12 protein-coding genes are annotated in these 15975 nt (G+C 74.4%); 7 read left to right on the forward strand and 5 right to left on the reverse strand.

Annotation, left to right across the window (positions count from 1 at the left end; genetic code table 11):
* Positions 1 to 124: 124 nt before the first annotated feature.
* From AB0873_RS08095 to AB0873_RS08105, 3 genes are read right to left on the reverse strand one after another with little or no spacing between them, the layout of a single operon-like run.
* The gene (locus AB0873_RS08095; protein WP_366598959.1) at positions 125 to 2596 is read right to left on the reverse strand and encodes a DUF3488 and transglutaminase-like domain-containing protein; all 2472 of its coding nucleotides are present in this window, start codon (positions 2594 to 2596) and stop codon (positions 125 to 127) included.
* Positions 2597 to 2612: 16 nt separating this feature from the next.
* Positions 2613 to 3911 carry a DUF58 domain-containing protein gene (locus AB0873_RS08100; RefSeq protein WP_366598960.1) on the reverse strand — a complete coding sequence of 433 codons (1299 nt, stop codon included), beginning with the start codon at positions 3909 to 3911 and terminating at the stop codon, positions 2613 to 2615.
* A 1-nt stretch (position 3912) separates the two neighbouring features.
* Positions 3913 to 4965, reverse strand: a complete 1053-nt coding sequence (locus AB0873_RS08105; protein ID WP_155331091.1) for a MoxR family ATPase — start codon at positions 4963 to 4965, stop codon at positions 3913 to 3915.
* A 369-nt stretch (positions 4966 to 5334) separates the two neighbouring features.
* Here AB0873_RS08105 and mbhE point away from each other — a divergent pair, with 369 nt between their 5' ends.
* The 7 genes from mbhE to leuS all read left to right on the forward strand — a co-directional run bounded on the left by mbhE (position 5335) and on the right by leuS (position 14064).
* A complete protein-coding gene (gene mbhE / locus AB0873_RS08110; protein ID WP_366598961.1) occupies positions 5335 to 8175 on the forward strand; it encodes a hydrogen gas-evolving membrane-bound hydrogenase subunit E in 2841 nt (946 codons plus the stop codon).
* Entirely contained in the window at positions 8172 to 8495 is a 324-nt protein-coding gene (locus tag AB0873_RS08115; RefSeq protein WP_155331093.1) for an NADH-quinone oxidoreductase subunit K, read from the forward strand. Before mbhE ends, AB0873_RS08115 begins: the two co-directional genes overlap by 4 nt.
* A complete protein-coding gene (locus AB0873_RS08120) occupies positions 8492 to 9961 on the forward strand; it encodes a proton-conducting transporter membrane subunit (RefSeq protein WP_366598962.1) in 1470 nt (489 codons plus the stop codon). Before AB0873_RS08115 ends, AB0873_RS08120 begins: the two co-directional genes overlap by 4 nt.
* Entirely contained in the window at positions 9958 to 10359 is a 402-nt protein-coding gene (locus AB0873_RS08125; RefSeq protein ID WP_155331095.1) for a Na+/H+ antiporter subunit E, read from the forward strand. Before AB0873_RS08120 ends, AB0873_RS08125 begins: the two co-directional genes overlap by 4 nt.
* A gap of 3 nt (positions 10360 to 10362) precedes the next feature.
* A complete protein-coding gene (locus tag AB0873_RS08130) occupies positions 10363 to 10620 on the forward strand; it encodes a monovalent cation/H+ antiporter complex subunit F (RefSeq protein ID WP_366598963.1) in 258 nt (85 codons plus the stop codon).
* On the forward strand, positions 10617 to 10973 hold the full coding sequence (gene mnhG / locus AB0873_RS08135; protein WP_366598964.1) for a monovalent cation/H(+) antiporter subunit G: 357 nt from the start codon (positions 10617 to 10619) through the stop codon (positions 10971 to 10973). The genes AB0873_RS08130 and mnhG overlap by 4 nt, the downstream gene beginning before the upstream one ends.
* Positions 10974 to 11223: 250 nt before the next feature.
* The gene (leuS, locus tag AB0873_RS08140) at positions 11224 to 14064 is read left to right on the forward strand and encodes a leucine--tRNA ligase (protein ID WP_366598965.1); all 2841 of its coding nucleotides are present in this window, start codon (positions 11224 to 11226) and stop codon (positions 14062 to 14064) included.
* A 105-nt stretch (positions 14065 to 14169) separates the two neighbouring features.
* On the opposite strand, the gene AB0873_RS08145 is transcribed toward leuS, so the two are convergent.
* Together AB0873_RS08145 and AB0873_RS08150 are read right to left on the reverse strand one after the other, a co-directional pair.
* On the reverse strand, positions 14170 to 15024 hold the full coding sequence (locus AB0873_RS08145; protein ID WP_155331099.1) for an ABC transporter permease subunit: 855 nt from the start codon (positions 15022 to 15024) through the stop codon (positions 14170 to 14172).
* Positions 15021 to 15932 carry an ATP-binding cassette domain-containing protein gene (locus tag AB0873_RS08150; RefSeq protein ID WP_366598966.1) on the reverse strand — a complete coding sequence of 304 codons (912 nt, stop codon included), beginning with the start codon at positions 15930 to 15932 and terminating at the stop codon, positions 15021 to 15023. Before AB0873_RS08150 ends, AB0873_RS08145 begins: the two co-directional genes overlap by 4 nt.
* Positions 15933 to 15975 lie beyond the last annotated feature (43 nt).

A 15975-nucleotide genomic window follows, 5' to 3' on the forward strand; every position in this document is an offset into this window, starting at 1 on the left:
GCTCGAACCAGGAAGTAGTGGCCTCGCGGCGTCAATGAGGCCACTACTTCCCTGTTCGAGCACGATCTTCACGAAGGCGGGGCGGACACCCCGACCGGCCGTCGTGGCGGCGTCGCCACGACGGTCAGCGGGCGAGGCGGTTGGCGAGCAGTCGTCGGGGACTCCAGCGCAGGGCCGCGTACCGGAGCCGTCCGTACGACGCCACCAGCCGGGCCGACCCGTCCGCCGTGGCGGCACGCCAGCGCAGCAGCACCGACGGGGGGAGGACCGCCGCCACCAGGCGGGTGCGACGGTCGGCCCGCGCGGCGAGCGCGCCACGGACCCGGCGCAGCGCCGGCAGCAGCGGCTCCCCGGTGAGCGGGTCCCGGGCGTACCGGGCCCGCTCCTCGGCGCGGCCGAGCAGACGTACCGCCGTCGTCGCGTCGGTGTCCTCGGCGAGGGTCTCCCGGGCGATCCGGTCGGCGGTGGCCCGGGGGGTCTCCGTCCGGTCGACCCGGACGCGGAAGTCCACCAGGGTGTCGAGCAGTTCGTCCCAGGCGGCGTGCGCGTCGGCCCGCGCCCGGTCGGCGTCGGCCAGGACCACCATCCGCCGCCCGCCGGCCGGCACTTCGGCCGTGTCCGGCTCGGCGGCCTCCGGGACCGGTGCGGGTGCCCGGCCGCCGCCGCGTCGCCGGCGCAGGGCGAGCCGCCGCAACGCCGGGACGGCGAGCAGCACGAGCAGGGCCAGCACCCCGGCGACCCACCACAGCCACACCGGCACACTGCTGGTCGGCGTGCCCGAGTCGGCCGGCAGCCCCGAGGACGGGTCCTCCTGCCCGTCGGTGCGGCGCTCCACGCCGGGCGTGGCCTCCGGCCCCGCCGGCCCGGCCGACGTGCCCGGCTCCGGGGTGGTCTGCTCCGGGGCGTCGGTGTCCGGCGCCCAGGCCGACCGGGCGGCACCCTGCACGCCGTACGCGGGGGTGGCGTCGAACGGTACCCAGCCGAACCCGACGAAGTAGACCTCGGTCCACGCGTGCAGGTTCCGGTTGGTCAGGGTGTACGTGCCGTCGCCGGAGTTGGCGCCGTTGGTGAAGCCGAACGCCACCCGCGCCGGCACGCCGGCGGCGCGGACCAGCCACGCCATCGCGGCGGCGTACTGCTGGCAGAAGCCGACCTTGTTGGTGAGGAAGTTGACGATGTCCTGGCCGCTGGTGCCGCCCTCGGTGCTCAGGGCGTAGCTGAACCCGTTGTCCGCGGAAAAGTGGTCGTAGATCGCGCGGACCTTGTCGTACTCGGTGGTCCTGCCCTTGATGAGGGTGCCGACCAGGGTCTCCACCTCGGGCACCCGCGGGGTGAGCATCTGCCGGCGCAGGGTGTGGTCGGCCGGGAGGGCCGGCGCCCGCCGAAGCGCCGCCGGGGTGAAGGTCGTCCGGACGTACTCGAACGCGTAGCGCTTCTCCCGCGACGTCTCCCGGTTGGAGAAGACCACCTGGAGGTTCGTGTCGTAGGACCAGTTGCCGTTGAGCTCCTCGGTGCGCAGCGGCTCGCCGTACACCGGGAGGTACGGCATCTCGAGGTTCCTGGTCACCTCCACCGTGGCGCGGTAGCGGTTGCGCACCATCCCGGCCCGGTCCGGCTCCTGCGGACCGGGCAGCTCGCGGGTCACCGGACGGCCGCTGGGGTTGCGGACCCGGAAGCCGTCCGAGCGCAGCTCGTCGGCGGCGCCGAAGCGCAGGTAGAAGGGCGCCGGCTCGTTCGTGGTGACCTTGACCATGTCGGCGACCTCACGGTCGTTGAGCCGGCCGCTCAGCGCCGCGAAGAGGTCGACCCGGCCGGGCGCGCCGCCCAGGCCGGGCCGGCCGGTGCCGTCACCCGTGCCGGAGCCGATCGTGTCCAGCAGGCCACCGGTCATCCCCGGCACGGCCAGCGGCAGCGCGACGGCGACCGCCACCCCCACCGCCGCGAGCCGGCGACCCGCGGACGCCAGCGGAGAGGCCTCCCACACGTCCACGCCCCGGCCGTCGCCGGTGAACCGGCGGCCGAACCGGCGGACCTTGTCGACGTTGTCGGTGACCAGCAGCCACAGGAACCCGGCCGCGCCGATGACGAACGGCACCGGGGGGACGCTGTCCACGTAGACCGCCACCGGCACCGAGTAGACCGCCAACATCGGCAGGCCGGCCAGCGCCGGCCGCCGCATCCCGACCGCCACCAGGTCGACCAGCACGGCCACCCCGCCGATGCCGAGCACCGTGACGAACAGCAGCGGGTCGGTGTCCGGCACCTTCACGCCGTACGAGCGCATGTCCTCCATCGACGCCTGGGCCAGGGAGCCGAAGTGACCGAAGGTGGCCGGGGTGGGCACGATGCCGAGCAGTTCCGAGCCGGACGGGAAGAGCCAGGTCAGGCCGAGCGTCAGACCCGCCACCATGCCGAGCACCTGCCCCCACAGCGGCACCCGGCCCAGTCGGGTCAGCGCCGCGGCCGCGGCCACCACGGCGACCGCGATGGTGGACTGGATCAGCCACGTCCAGCGGTCGAAGATGGCCGACAGCGGCGCCGCGGCGAGCAGCGTCGCGGCGGCCGCGACCAGGCCCAGGTTCCGGTGGGCGATCATGAGGGGAGCCTTCCGTTCATCGCATGCCGCCGGCGACCGTCTCGGCCAGCGCCGCCCGGACGGCGAAGCCCTGTGAGCCCCGCGCGGCCTGCGGCCACAGCACCGGCAGCCGGGTGCCGTGGTCGACGCCGATCACCCGCCACCCGCTCTGCAGCAGCGCGAGGGCGGCGGTGCCGTGCGCCTGGTCGGCCTCGGCCCGCGCCTTGGCCGGCAGGTTGAGCCAGGTGGAGCTGTCCAGCAGGAACGCGACGCAGGTGGCGCCGTTGCCGCGCAGCCCGGCCAGCAGCTCGGCCTCGGCGGTGCTCAGCGTCCCGAACAGGCCGATGATCAGGCCGCCGTCGGAGCGTTGCCGGACCCGCTGCACCAGCGTGGTGATCTCCACCCGCTGGTCGAGGCGGACCTCCGCGAGGTGGTCGAGGAGAACGCCGTCACCGGCCAGCTCCGTCGCGTCGACGTCGACGCCGGAGCCGGTGACCAGCCGCAGCTTGTAGCCGCCGTGCCGCAGGTGCACGGCGATGCTCGCGGCGGCGGAGACCGCCCACTCGAAGCTGGCGGTGGGCCCGTCGCCGCGCTGCCCGTACGCCCGGGTGTCCAGCAGGACGGTGGCGCGGCTCTCCCAGGGCTGCTCCTCGCGGCGCACCATCAGCTCGCCGGTGCGCGCGGTCGACTTCCAGTGCACGCGCCGCAGGTCGTCGCCCACCCGGTACTCCCGGGTCGCCGCGTCGTCCTCGCCGTGCACCGCCACCGACCGGGCGCGGCTGTCGCCGCTGCCCGCGTACTCGCCGGGAAGCCGGACCGTCGGCAGCGGGTGGACCTGCGGGATGACCGTCAGCCGGTCGGTGCTGGGGAAGGCCCGGGTCAGCTCGCACAGGCCGAACGGGTCGGTCATCCGGACCACCAGCGGGCCGACGTCGTAGCGCCCGCGCACGTCGGCCCGCACCGTGTACGCCACCGAGCTGGCCTGGTGCGCGCCGAGCCGGTCGAGCACCACCCGGGGACGGCTGCCCAGCGCGTACGGCAGCCGGTCCTCCAACAGCAGCGTGCCGGTGGGCAGGCGGGACAGGTTCTGCAGGCGCAGCACCACCCGGGAGCTGGCCCCGACCGGCACCCGGTGCGGGTCCAGCGAGCGGTGGCAGGCCAGCTTGTAGCGGCTGCGGCCGACGTAGAGCGCGGCGAGCAGCGGCAGGACGCCGAGCAGCACGGCCACCCGCAGCAGGTCCTTCTCGCCGAGGATCGCGGCCGAGATCGCCGCGGCGATGGCCGCGGCGAGGAACGAACGGCCGCGGGTGGTCAGCCCGCGCAGCCCGTCACGCACGTCACGGCCTCCGCGGCTCGTACGGGGCGCGACCGTTGCCGGTGGCGGGCCGGGTGTCGTACGGCGAGCGGCGGCGCTCGTGCGGCAGCGGCAGCCGGTGCACCAGGTCGGAGACGACCGCGTCGGTGGTACGCCGGGCTAGCTGCGCGTCGGCGGTCGGGATGATCCGGTGCGCCAGGACGGGCACGGCCAGCACCTGCAGGTCGTCGGGGAGGACGTAGTCGCGGCCCTCGAGCGCGGCGACGGCGCGGGCGGTGCGCAGCAGCTGGAGGGTGGCCCGGGGCGACGCGCCGAGGCGCAGGTCGGGCGCCTCCCGGGTGGCGGTGACCAGGTCGACCGCGTACTGCTTGACGGCGTCGGCGACGTGCACCTGCCGGACGTGCGCGATGAGCCGCCGGACGGTGTTGGCGTCGGAGACCGGCCGCAGGGCCTGCAACGGGTCGGTCGCGCCGTGCCCGTCGAGCATCGCCAGTTCGGCGCCGGCGTCCGGGTACCCCATCGCGATGCGGGCGGTGAACCGGTCGCGCTGGGCCTCGGGCAGCGGGTACGTGCCCTCCATCTCGATCGGGTTCTGGGTGGCGATGACCATGAACGGCGTCTGGAGCTGGTAGGTCACCCCGTCGACGGTGACCTGCCGCTCCTCCATGCACTCCAGCAGCGCGGACTGCGTCTTCGGCGAGGCCCGGTTGATCTCGTCGCCGACGACCAGGTTGGCGAAGACGGCCCCGGGGCGGAACTCGAAGTCGTGCGTGTCCTGGTTGTAGACGCTGACGCCGGTCACGTCGCTGGGCAGCAGGTCGGGGGTGAACTGGATGCGGCGGACCGTGCAGTCGATGGACCGCGCGAGGGCCTTGGCCAGCTTGGTCTTGCCGACGCCGGGCACGTCCTCGATGAGCAGGTGCCCCTCGGCGAGCAGGACCGCGAGCGCGAGCCGGACGGTGGCCGTCTTGCCCTCGATGACCTGTTCGATGTTCGCCACGATGGCGTCACTGGCGGCGCGGAACTCGTCGTGCGGCAGCAGACCGCCCACCTCGTCCCAGGTCTGTTGTGTCACGGGCCTCCTCCTCGTCGCCTGGACGGCAGCTCTGTATAGAGCACCTGGACCCGCTGATCGGTTCGCGCGAGCGAGCCTCGTCTGCCGCAAAAAACTCATTGGCCTCTCAGGCTAGCCATGTTTGTCGGCTTCGCCGACCGCCGCAGGTAGTCCGTCGCTTACGCCCCGAATATTCGCCCGGTCGTGAGGTGTGAAGGTGCTGACCCTGGGTAGTCGCGCTGCCTCCGGCGCGAGGGAGGATCATGGACGGGACGGCGGTGTCGGTCGCTCTCGGCCACGTGCTGCTCGCCATCTGATGGGGTCCGGTGCCGGTGCGGTAGCCCTGACCTCGGGGGCGTCGAACGGACGCCCCGGTGCCGCCGGGGCGCCATGATCCTCGTGGCGGTCCTCGGGTGGCAGGTCCTCCTCGCCGCCGCCGCGCCGGCGCTGACCCGGCGCCTGGGGCGGGACGCCGGCTTCGTGCTGGCGGCCGGCTACCTGGCCGGGGCCGGTCTGCTGCTCACCCGGCTCCCGGTCGTCCTCGACGACCGGGCGGTCGCCGTCTCCTGGCCGTGGCTGCCGTCGCTGGGGGTGTCCGCCGCCCTGCGCATGGACGCGCTCAGCCTCGTCTTCGCCCTGCTGGTGCTGGGCGTGGGCGCGTTCATCATGGCCTACTGCCCGCGCTACCTCAGCGCGCACGGCCGGCACACCCGGGTGTACGTCACGATGACCCTGTTCGCCGGGGCGATGCTGGGCCTGGTCCTCGCCGACGACCTGCTCGTGCTGTTCGTGTTCTGGGAGCTGACCAGCGTCCTGTCGTTCGTTCTCATCGGGCAGGACGGTCGGTCGACGGCTCGCGGTCCGGCGGTCCGGGCTCTCCTGGTCACCTCGGCCGGTGGCCTGGCGCTGCTGGCGGCGGTGGTGGTGCTCGCCGGGAGCCTCGGCACCACCGACCTCGGGCGGATCCTGAGCGACCCGGGCCTCCTGGCGGCCGGACCCGCCTGGGCGGCGGGCGCCCTGGTCGTCGTCGCCGCGTTCACGAAGTCGGCGCAGGTGCCGTTCCACTTCTGGCTGCCCGGCGCGATGGTGGCGATCACCCCGGTCAGCGCCTACCTGCACGCGGCCACGATGGTGAAGGCCGGCATCTACCTGTTGATGCGTTTCTCGGCGCTGTTCGGTGGCCGGTGGGCGTGGGACCTCGCGTTGATCGGCGTCGGGCTGCTCACCGCCGTCGTCGGCGCGCTGCTGGCGCTGCGCCAGCAGGATCTCAAGGCGTTGCTGGCGTACTCGACGGTGAGCCAGCTCGGCCTGCTGGTCGGGGTGATCGGCGTCGGGACTCCCGCGTCGGACGCGGCGGCGATCCTCTACACGATCGCTCACGCCCTGTTCAAGGCCACGCTGTTCATGCTGGTGGGCATCATCGACCACGAGGCCGGCAGCCGGAACCTCCGGGAACTGTCCGGGCTGTGGCGGGAGATGCCGATGACGGTGGCGTTCACCGGGCTGGCCGCGTTGTCGATCGCCGGGCTGCCGCCGACGATCGGCTTCGTCGGCAAGGAGGCGATCTTCGAGGCGCTGGGCGAGGTGCACGGCGTGCCCTGGCTCGGGTGGTCCGCGGCCGGTCTGGCGGTGCTCGCCTCGGTGCTCACCTTCGCGTACACGGCGCGGCTGGTCCACGGGATCGCCGCCGGCCCGAGCCGGCAGCGCAAGCTGTACGAGCCGGCGTGGTCCTTCCTCGCCCCGGCGGCCGTCGCCGCCGTCATCGCCACCGCCCTCGGCCCGGCCGTCGCCGAGCTCAGCCCGTTGGTGGAGCGGGCGGCCACCGACGCCCGGCCCCAGGGGCAGCCGCCCAACCTGGCCTTCTGGCACGGCTTCACGCCCGCGCTCGGCCTCTCCGCGCTCACCGTCGTGCTCGGGACGCTGCTGTTCGTGTACCGGCGCCGGACCGGCCGGGCGGTCGACGCCCTCCCGACGGGGCCGCCGTTCGCCGGTCACCTGGAGCGGGGGCGCGACGCGCTGCTGCACCTCGGGGCGGTCGTGGGCCGGCCCGCCCGGGCCGCCGATCCGGCGCCGTACCTGGCCCGGCCGCTGCTCGCCGTGGTGGTGCTCGCGGCGGTCGCCGTGGTGCTGCTCGGCCCGCTGCCCGCCCCGCGGGACGACTCCACCCACGGCGGGGACTGGCTCGTGCTCGGGCTGCTGGTGGTCACCCTCGCCGGCCTGCTCACGACCCGCTCCGCGCTCGCCGCGGTCGCGCTGACCGGGGTGGTCGGCCTGATCCTGTCGGCCTGGTTCCTCACCACCGGCGCGCCGGACGTCGCGCTCACCCTGATGCTGGTCGAGGTACTCACCGCGGTGGTGGTCATGCTCGCCCTTCGGGACCGACCGAGCCGGATGGTCGCGCCGGGCCGGCGGCCGGTGATCGCCGGCGGGGCCGCGCTGGCGGTGCTCACCGGGGCGGCGGCGACGGCGGCGACGGCGGCGCTGACCGGCCGCCGCGAGTTGTCCCCGGCGGGCGAGTGGTACCTGCGGGAGGCGGAGCCGGCCACCGGCGGGGACAACGTCGTGAACACCATCCTCGTCGACTTCCGGGCCCTCGACACGCTCGGCGAGGCGGTCGTGCTGGCGGTGGTCGCCCTCGGCCTGGTCGCGTTGGCCCGGGGCGCCGGTCGCGGCACCCCACCCCGCCCCACCGCGGCCGAGCCCGGTGCTCCTACGGCAGCCGGTCCCGGCGGGCCGACCCGCGCCCGGCGGGACCGGACCGGACGGCGCCCGGGCCGGGCCGTGCGGTACGCGGTCGACCCGGTGCTGGGTCTGGCGTACCGCGTGCTGGCCCCGGTCATGCTCGCCGTGTCCGTGCTGCTGTTCCTGCGCGGTCACGAGGAGACCGGCGGTGGCTTCATCGGTGCGCTGATCGCCGGCACGGCCGTCGGTCTCGGTCACCTGGCCCATCCCGTCGGAGCGCCGCTGCTCGGCCGTCTCCGGACGGTGCCGCTGCTGACCGCCGGTCTGCTGCTGGCGCTCGCCGCGGGCGTGGCGCCGGTGGCCGCCGGCCGGGCCCTCCTCACCCTGGTCAAGGTCACCGTGCCCGGCCTCACCACGGTCACCTCGTCGCTCGTGTTCGACCTGGGCGTGTACCTGGTGGTGCTGGCCCTGATCGTGGCGGCGGTCCGCCGGTTGGACACCGCGCCGGCCGGTCCCGCGCCCGGCCCGGTCCGGGAGAGCGTCCCGTGAGCGGGCCGTTGATCGTCGGCGTGCTGGTGGCGGCCGGCGTGTTCCTGCTGCTGCGGCCCGGGCAGCTGCGGCTGGTGCTCGGGTTCGTCCTGCTGGGCCACGCCGTGAACGTGCTCCTGCTGGCGGCCGGCGGCCTGCGCCGGCGGGAGGACGCCGTCGACGGCGCCGGGCCGGCGAGCGCCGATCCGCTGCCCCAGGCCTTCATGCTGACCGCGATCGTGATCACCTTCGGCATCACCATCCACCTGCTGCGCCTGCTGCGCCGTGCACCTCGACGGGGAAGCCGGCCGCCGGACGACCGGAACGGGGCGGCCCGGTGAGCGCCCTGCTGGTGGTCCCCCTGGTGGGGCCGCTGCTCGCCGCCGGGGCGCTGCTCGCCCTGCCGGACCGGCCGGTGCTGCGGCGGGCCGTGGCGCTCGTCGCCACGGCGGCGGTCCTCGCGGTGGGCGGTGCCCTGCTGGCGGCGGGCCGGGGCGGGGAGGTGCCGGTGGTCCGGGTGGGGGACTGGCCGGCCGTCGTCGCGATCACCCTGGCGGCCGACCCGCTGAGCGCGCTGCTGGTCACGGTGACGGCGACCGTGGTGCTGGCCTGTCTGGTGGCGGCCGCGGCAACGGGTGAGGACCGCCGGCGGGCGTTCCTGCCGCTGGCGCTGGTGCTGTCGGCCGGCGCGTACGGAGCGTTGCTCACCACCGACCTGTTCAACCTGTTCGTGCTGGTCGAGGTCATGCTCGTCCCGTCGTACGTCCTGCTGGCCCTGTCCGGCGGCCCGGGCCGCGCCGGCGCCGGGCGGGTGTACGTCGCCACGAACCTGCTGGGGTCCACGCTCCTGCTGACCGGCGTCGGGCTGATCTACGGGATCACCGGGACGGTCGGGCTCGCCGACCTCGCCGGGGCGGCCCGGGACGTCCCGGCGGTGGCGGTCGCCGGCGGCGTGGTCCTGCTGGCGTTCGCGCTCAAGAGCGCGCTCGTGCCCCTGCACGACTGGCTGCCCCGCGCCTATCCGGTCGCGTCGCCGGTCGTCGTCGCGCTCTTCTCCGGCCTGCTCACCAAGGTCGGGTTGTACGCGGTCATCCGGGTCTACGCCGTGCTGTACGGGGGCGACCCCGCGTACCACCCGCTGCTGGTGGCGGTGGCGCTGGCATCCATGGTGGTCGGCGTGCTCGGTGCGGTGGGCGCCGGCTCGATGCGCCGGGTGCTGTCGTTCCACATGGTGAGTCAGGTCGGGTACGTGCTGCTCGGACTCGCCCTGTTCACCGCCGCCAGCCTCGCCGCCGCCGTCTTCTACCTGGCCCAGTACGTGCTGGTGAAGGCGGCGCTGTTCCTCTGCGCGGCGGCCGTCCGGACCGTCCGCGGCACCGACCGGTTGAGCCAACTGGGCGGGCTGGCCCGGGCCCGCCCGGTGCTCGCCCTGGCCTTCGGCGCAGCGGCCCTGTCCCTGGCCGGCCTGCCGCCGTTCGGGGGCTTCCTCGCCAAGTTCCTGGTGCTGCGGGCCGCCGGCGACGTCGGCGACTGGCTCTCGATGACCGTGGCGGTGCTGGTCAGCCTGGTGACGCTGCTGTCGATGCTGAAGATCTGGGGGGCCGTCTTCTGGGGCGAGGCCCCCGCGCGGGCGGCCCCGCAGCCCCCCACCCGCGCCGGGCCGGCGCTGGTCGGGCCGCCCCTGGCGCTCGGCGCGTGCGCCCTGCTCCTCGGGCCGCTCGGCGGGCCGCTCCTGCAGGTGGCGGACGCCGCCGCGGCGGGGCTGCTCGAGCCCGCCGGGTACCTGCGGGCGGTGAGCGGACGGTGACCGGGGCGGCGCCACGGCGGGTGGTGGTGCGGGCGGCACGGATCGCCCGGTTCCTGGCCTGGTTCGTGGCCCGGCTGGTGGTGGCGAACCTGGTGGTGGCCCGGGAGATCCTCACCCCGGGCTCGGGGCTTCAGCCGGCCGTGGTCCGCGTACCGCTGCGGTCCCGGACGGACACCGAGGTGGCCCTGGTCGCCCTCTGCGTGACGCTGACCCCGGGCACCCTCACCCTGGCGGTGCGCCGCGACCCGCGGGTGATGTGGGTGCACGGCATGTACGCGGCGGACGCGGAGGCGTTCCGCCGCACGCTGGCGGAGCTGGAGGAGCGGCTGCTCGCGGCCGCCCGCCCGGTCGCCGGGGCCACCCCGGTGGGTCGGGCCGGTACCGAAGGACGGAGGTGACGGATGTTCCTGCTCGACGCGGTGCTCGTCGTGCTCGCCCTGTCGATGATCGTGGTCGTCGGGCGGGTGGTCGTCGGCCCGACCGACGCCGACCGGGCGGCGGCGCTCGACTACGGGTTCTTCGTGTTCCTGGCGGCGGTGGCCGTGCTGGCCGTCCGGCTGGAGTCGCCGGACCTGCTGGATCTGGTCCTCACCGGCACCCTGGTCAGCTTCCTGGCCACGGTCGCGCTGGCGCGGCTGGTGCACCGGCGGCGGCCGTGATCCGCACCGTGGTCGCGTCGGCGCTGCTCGTCGTGGGCACCGGGCTGATCGCGATCAGCGCCCTCGGGCTGATCCGGCTGCCGGACGTCTACAACCGGATGAACGCCGTCGCCAAGGCCGGCAGCCTGGGTCTGATCTGCGTCCTGCTGGCGGTGCTGCTGCTGATGCCGGGCGTCCGGACGGCCGTGGTGGTGCTGGTCGCCGTCGGGTTGCAGCTCGTCTCCGCGCCGGTCGGCGGGTACGCTCTGGCCCGCGCCGCGTACCGGGCGCGCAGCCCGCTGGCCGACAGCACCCGGTACGACGAACTCGCGGGGCGGGTACCCGGTGGGGAACGGCCGGAGGGCGGCGGTTGACGCCGTCCCGGCCCGCCCGGTGGCCTCGGGCACGCTCCGGGTCACCGTCGGGGGTACACTGCGGAACATGGCCGGAGTCTTCCTGCTTCTTACCGGGCCGTGCTGATGCGCTGAACGCGCGACAGCACGGCGGCCCCTCCTGCGCGAGGGGCTTTTTCGTGCCCGTCGTCGGCCCGGTTCCGTCAGGCGGGCGGCGAGCACCGACCGAGACCGCACGAGACGACCCGCGCCGAACGAAGCGAGGAGAGCCATGACTGAGGCAGCCGCACCGGCCAGCGACATCCCCCCGTTCCGGTACACCGCGGCCCTGGCCGACGAGATCGAGCACCGCTGGCAGGACATCTGGGAGCGGGAGGGCACCTTCCACGCCCCCAACCCGACCGGCCCGCTGGCCGACCCGGGCCATCCGCGGGCGGGGGCGGAGAAGCTGTACGTCCTGGACATGTTCCCCTACCCGTCGGGTGCCGGCCTGCACGTCGGCCACCCGCTGGGCTACATCGGCACCGACTGCTTCGCGCGCTACCAGCGGATGGCCGGCCGCAACGTGCTGCACGCCATGGGCTTCGACGCGTTCGGTCTGCCCGCCGAGCAGTACGCGGTGCAGACCGGCACCCACCCGCGCACCACCACCGAGGCGAACATCGCCCGGTACAAGGCCCAGCTGCGCCGGCTGGGCCTGGCCCACGACGAGCGCCGCTCGGTGGCCACCATCGACACCGACTTCTACCGCTGGACCCAGTGGATCTTCCTGCAGATCTACAACTCCTGGTACGACGCCGAGGCGGAGCGGGCCCGCCCGATCGCCGAGCTGATCGCGGAGTTCTCCGGCGGGACCCGGCGCACGCCGGACGGCCGCCCGTGGGCCGAGCTGACCGGGGCCGAGCGCCGCGGGATCGTCGACGACCACCGGCTGGCGTACGTCTCGGAGGCCCCGGTCAACTGGTGCCCCGGGCTGGGCACCGTGCTGGCCAACGAGGAGGTCACCGCCGACGGCCGCTCCGAGCGGGGCAACTTCCCGGTCTTCAAGCGCAACCTGAAGCAGTGGATGATGCGGATCACCGCGTACGGCGACCGGCTGCTGGACGACCTGGACACGCTGGACTGGCCCGAGCCGATCAAGATGATGCAGCGCAACTGGATCGGCCGCTCCACCGGCGCGCACATCGACTTCCCGACCACCGTCGAGCCGATCCGCGTCTTCACCACCCGACCGGACACCGTCTTCGGCGCGACGTACATGGTGCTGGCGCCGGAGCACGACCTGGTCGACGCGCTGGTGCCGGCGGCGTGGCCGGAGGGGACGAAGGACGCCTGGACCGGCGGGCACGCCAGCCCCCGGGCGGCGGTGGAGGCCTACCGCAAGGCGGCCGCGGCCAAGACCGACGTCGAGCGGCAGGCCGAGACCAAGGAGAAGACCGGCGTCTTCATCGGCGCGTACGCCACGAACCCGGTCAACGACGCGCGGATCCCGATCTTCATCGCTGACTACGTGCTGGCCGGCTACGGCACCGGCGCCATCATGGCGGTGCCCGCGCAGGACGAGCGGGACTGGGCCTTCGCCGAGGTGTTCGACCTGCCGATCGTCCGCACCGTGCAGCCCGCGGAGGGCTTCGACGGCAAGGCGTACACTGGGGACGGGCCGGCGATCAACAGCGCCGCGCCCGACCGCGGCCTGGACCTGAACGGCCTGGGGGTCGCCGACGCCAAGGCGCGGATGATCGCGTGGCTGGAGGCGAACGGCCACGGCCAGGGCGCGGTGACCTACCGGCTGCGGGACTGGCTGTTCAGCCGCCAGCGCTACTGGGGTGAGCCGTTCCCGATCGTGTACGACGAGACCGGCGCCGCCATCGCGCTGCCGGAGGAGATGCTGCCGGTCGAGCTGCCCGAGGTGGAGGACTTCTCACCGCGTACCTTCGACCCGGAGGACGCCCAGTCGAATCCGGAGACGCCGCTGTCGCGGCGGCGCGACTGGGTCGAGGTCGAGCTGGACCTGGGTGACGGGCCGAAGCGCTACACCCGCGAGACCAACGTGATGCCGCAGTGGGCCGGCTCCTGCTGGTACGAGCTGCGCTACCTGGACCCGGCCAACCCCGACCGGTTCGTCGACCCGGACAACGAGCGCTACTGGATGGGTCCGCGCGGCGAGGGCGACTGCGGCGGTACCGACCTGTACGTCGGCGGCGCCGAGCACGCCGTGCTGCACCTGCTGTACGCCCGCTTCTGGCACAAGGTGCTGTACGACCTGGGCCACGTGTCGAGCTTCGAGCCGTTCCGCAAGCTGTTCAACCAGGGCTACATCCAGGCGTTCGCGTACACCGACGCCCGGGGCGCGTACGTGCCGGCGGAGGAGGTCGTCGAGCGTGACGGCGGCTTCTACCTGGGTGACGTCCAGGTCGACCGCGAGTACGGCAAGATGGGCAAGTCCCTGAAGAACGTGGTGACGCCGGACGAGATGTGCGCGGCGTACGGCGCGGACACCTTCCGGGTGTACGAGATGTCGATGGGCCCGCTGGAGGTGTCCCGCCCGTGGGAGACCCGGGCGGTGGTCGGTTCGTTCCGGTTCCTGCAGCGGGTGTGGCGGGCGGTCGTCGACGAGCGGACCGGCGCGCTGCGGGTCACCGACGCCCCGGCCGACGAGGCCACCCGCCGGCTGCTGCACAAGGTGATCGACGGGGTCCGCGGCGACATGGAGGGCATCCGGTTCAACACCGCGATCGCCAAGCTGATCGAGCTGACCAACGGGCTGACCCGGCTGTCGGAGACCCCGCGCGAGGTGGCCGAGCCGCTGGTGCTGATGCTGGCGCCGTTCGCCCCGCACGTCGCCGAGGAGCTGTGGCGCCGGCTGGGCCACGACACCTCGCTGACGTACGCGGACTTCCCGGTCGCCGACCCGGCCCTGCTGGTGGCCGAGACGGTGACGTACCCGGTGCAGGTCAACGGGAAGGTGCGCGGCCGGGTCGAGGTCCCCGCCGACGCCGACGAGGAGTCGGTGCGGGCCGCGGCCCTGGCGGCGGTCGCCGCGTCCCTGGGCGGCAGGGAGCCGCGCAAGGTCATCGTGGTCCCCGGGCGGATGGTCTCGGTCGTGGCGTGACCCGCCGCCGGGCAGGGCCGCTGCGTCTTCCGCGCGAGGCCCTGCCCGGCGCCGTCGCCGGCCGGGCAGCGCCTGCCCGGCCAGCGACGGCCCTGCCGGTGGCGGCTACGGGTCCCGACGGTGGACGACGGCCGCGGCGACCAGCGTCGCGGCCAGTGACCAGCCGGCGAACGCGAGCCAGGAGCCGGTGACGGTGGCCGGGAACCGGTCCGGGTTCAGGACGTCCGGGTGCACCTCGAGCAGCCGTTGCCAGGCCGGGACGGGCAGCACGTGCCGGAGTTCGGCGATCCACCGGTGCTTGTCGCTGTCCACCACCAGTGGCAGCAGCACGAGCACCGCGGTGGCCGCCACGACGGCCCCGGCGGCGTGCCGGATCACTGCGCCCAGCCCCATCCCGATCAGCGCGCAGACCGGTACCAGCAGGGCACTTCCCAGGACCGCCCGTGCCACCCCCGGATCGCCGATCGACCAGCCGGCGTCCCGCCCGGACAAGATCGCCTGGGACACCCAGAACGAGGTCGCCGCGGTGACCAGGCCCAGCACGAGCATCACCGCGGTCAGCACGGCCGCCTTCGCGGCCACCACCGACCGGCGGGCGGGAACGGCGGCGAACGTGGCCCGGATCAGCCCGCTCTGGTACTCGCCGACGACGGTCAGTGCGCCGACGCTGGCGGCGGCGAGCATCAGCAGCAGGTAACCGGCCTCGGGGAAGGCGTCCCGCGCCGGCCCGTACAGGTGGAACATCTCCCGCGTCCCGTCCGGGTACCTCGGCCAGTTCCGGTAATCGGCGAGGCTGGCGTGCACGCTCACCCCGACGACGAAGAGGAACACCAGCGGCAGCGTCCACCGGGTCGAGCGGAGCGACCACAGCTTGATCCACTCGGCGGCGAGCAGGTCGCGGAACCGGGCCGGCGCGTCGGTCACCGGTGCACGGGTGGGCAGCGGCGTCAGGGTGGTCATCGGGTCGTCCCTCCGGTGTACTCGACGCTGGCGGCGGTGAGTTCCATGAACGCCTCCTCAAGGGAGGCGGTCCGGGTGGTCAGCTCGTGCAGCGGGATGCGGTGGGCGAGCGCCAGGTCGCCGATCCGCTCGGCGGTCAGACCGGTCACTACCAGCGTCCCGGCGTCGTCCGGGCGCACGGCGCCGCCCTCGTCCGCCAGCACCGCGGCCAGCGCCGCCGCCTCGGGCGTACGGACGGCCACGCTGATCGGGGTGCCGCGGGCGGCGAACTCGGCGAGGCTCTGCTCGGCGATCAACCGGCCCCGGCCGATCACCACCAGCCGGTCCGCGCAGTTCTCCATCTCGCTCATCAGATGGCTGGAGACGAACACCGTGCGCCCCTCGCGGGCCAGCCGCCGGAACAGGTCACGCACCCAGCGGACCCCCTCCGGGTCGAGGCCGTTGAACGGCTCGTCGAAGAGCAGCACCGGCGGGTCGCCGAGCAGTGCGGCGGCGATGCCGAGCCGTTGCCGCATACCCAGGGAGAATCCGGCGATCCGGCGTCGCGCGACGTCGACCAGCCCGACCTCCCGCAGCCCCTCGTCGACCCGGGCGCGACCGATGCCGTTGCCGCGGGCCAGCGCGGTCAGGTGGGCGACGGCGGACCGCCCGCCGTGCACGTCACCCGCGTCCAGCAGGGCGCCGGCGTGCCGCAGCCCGCGCGGCCGGTCGGCGAACCGGACGCCGGCCACAGTGGCGATGCCGCTGGTCGGCCGGGTGAGACCGAGGATCATCCGCAGCGTGGTGGACTTGCCGGCCCCGTTCGGGCCGAGGAACCCGGTGACGTGGCCGGGCCGCACCGTGAGGGTCAGGTCGTCGACGGCCGTGGCCGGGCCGTACCGTTTGGTCAGGGCGTGGAGTTCGATCATTTGACCCACGCTGCCGGGCCGCGGCCGCGCCGGCGTCGCGCCG

The sequence above is a fragment of the Micromonospora sp. NPDC047707 genome, assembly GCF_040704235.1.
Taxonomy (GTDB): Bacteria; Actinomycetota; Actinomycetes; order Mycobacteriales; family Micromonosporaceae; genus Micromonospora.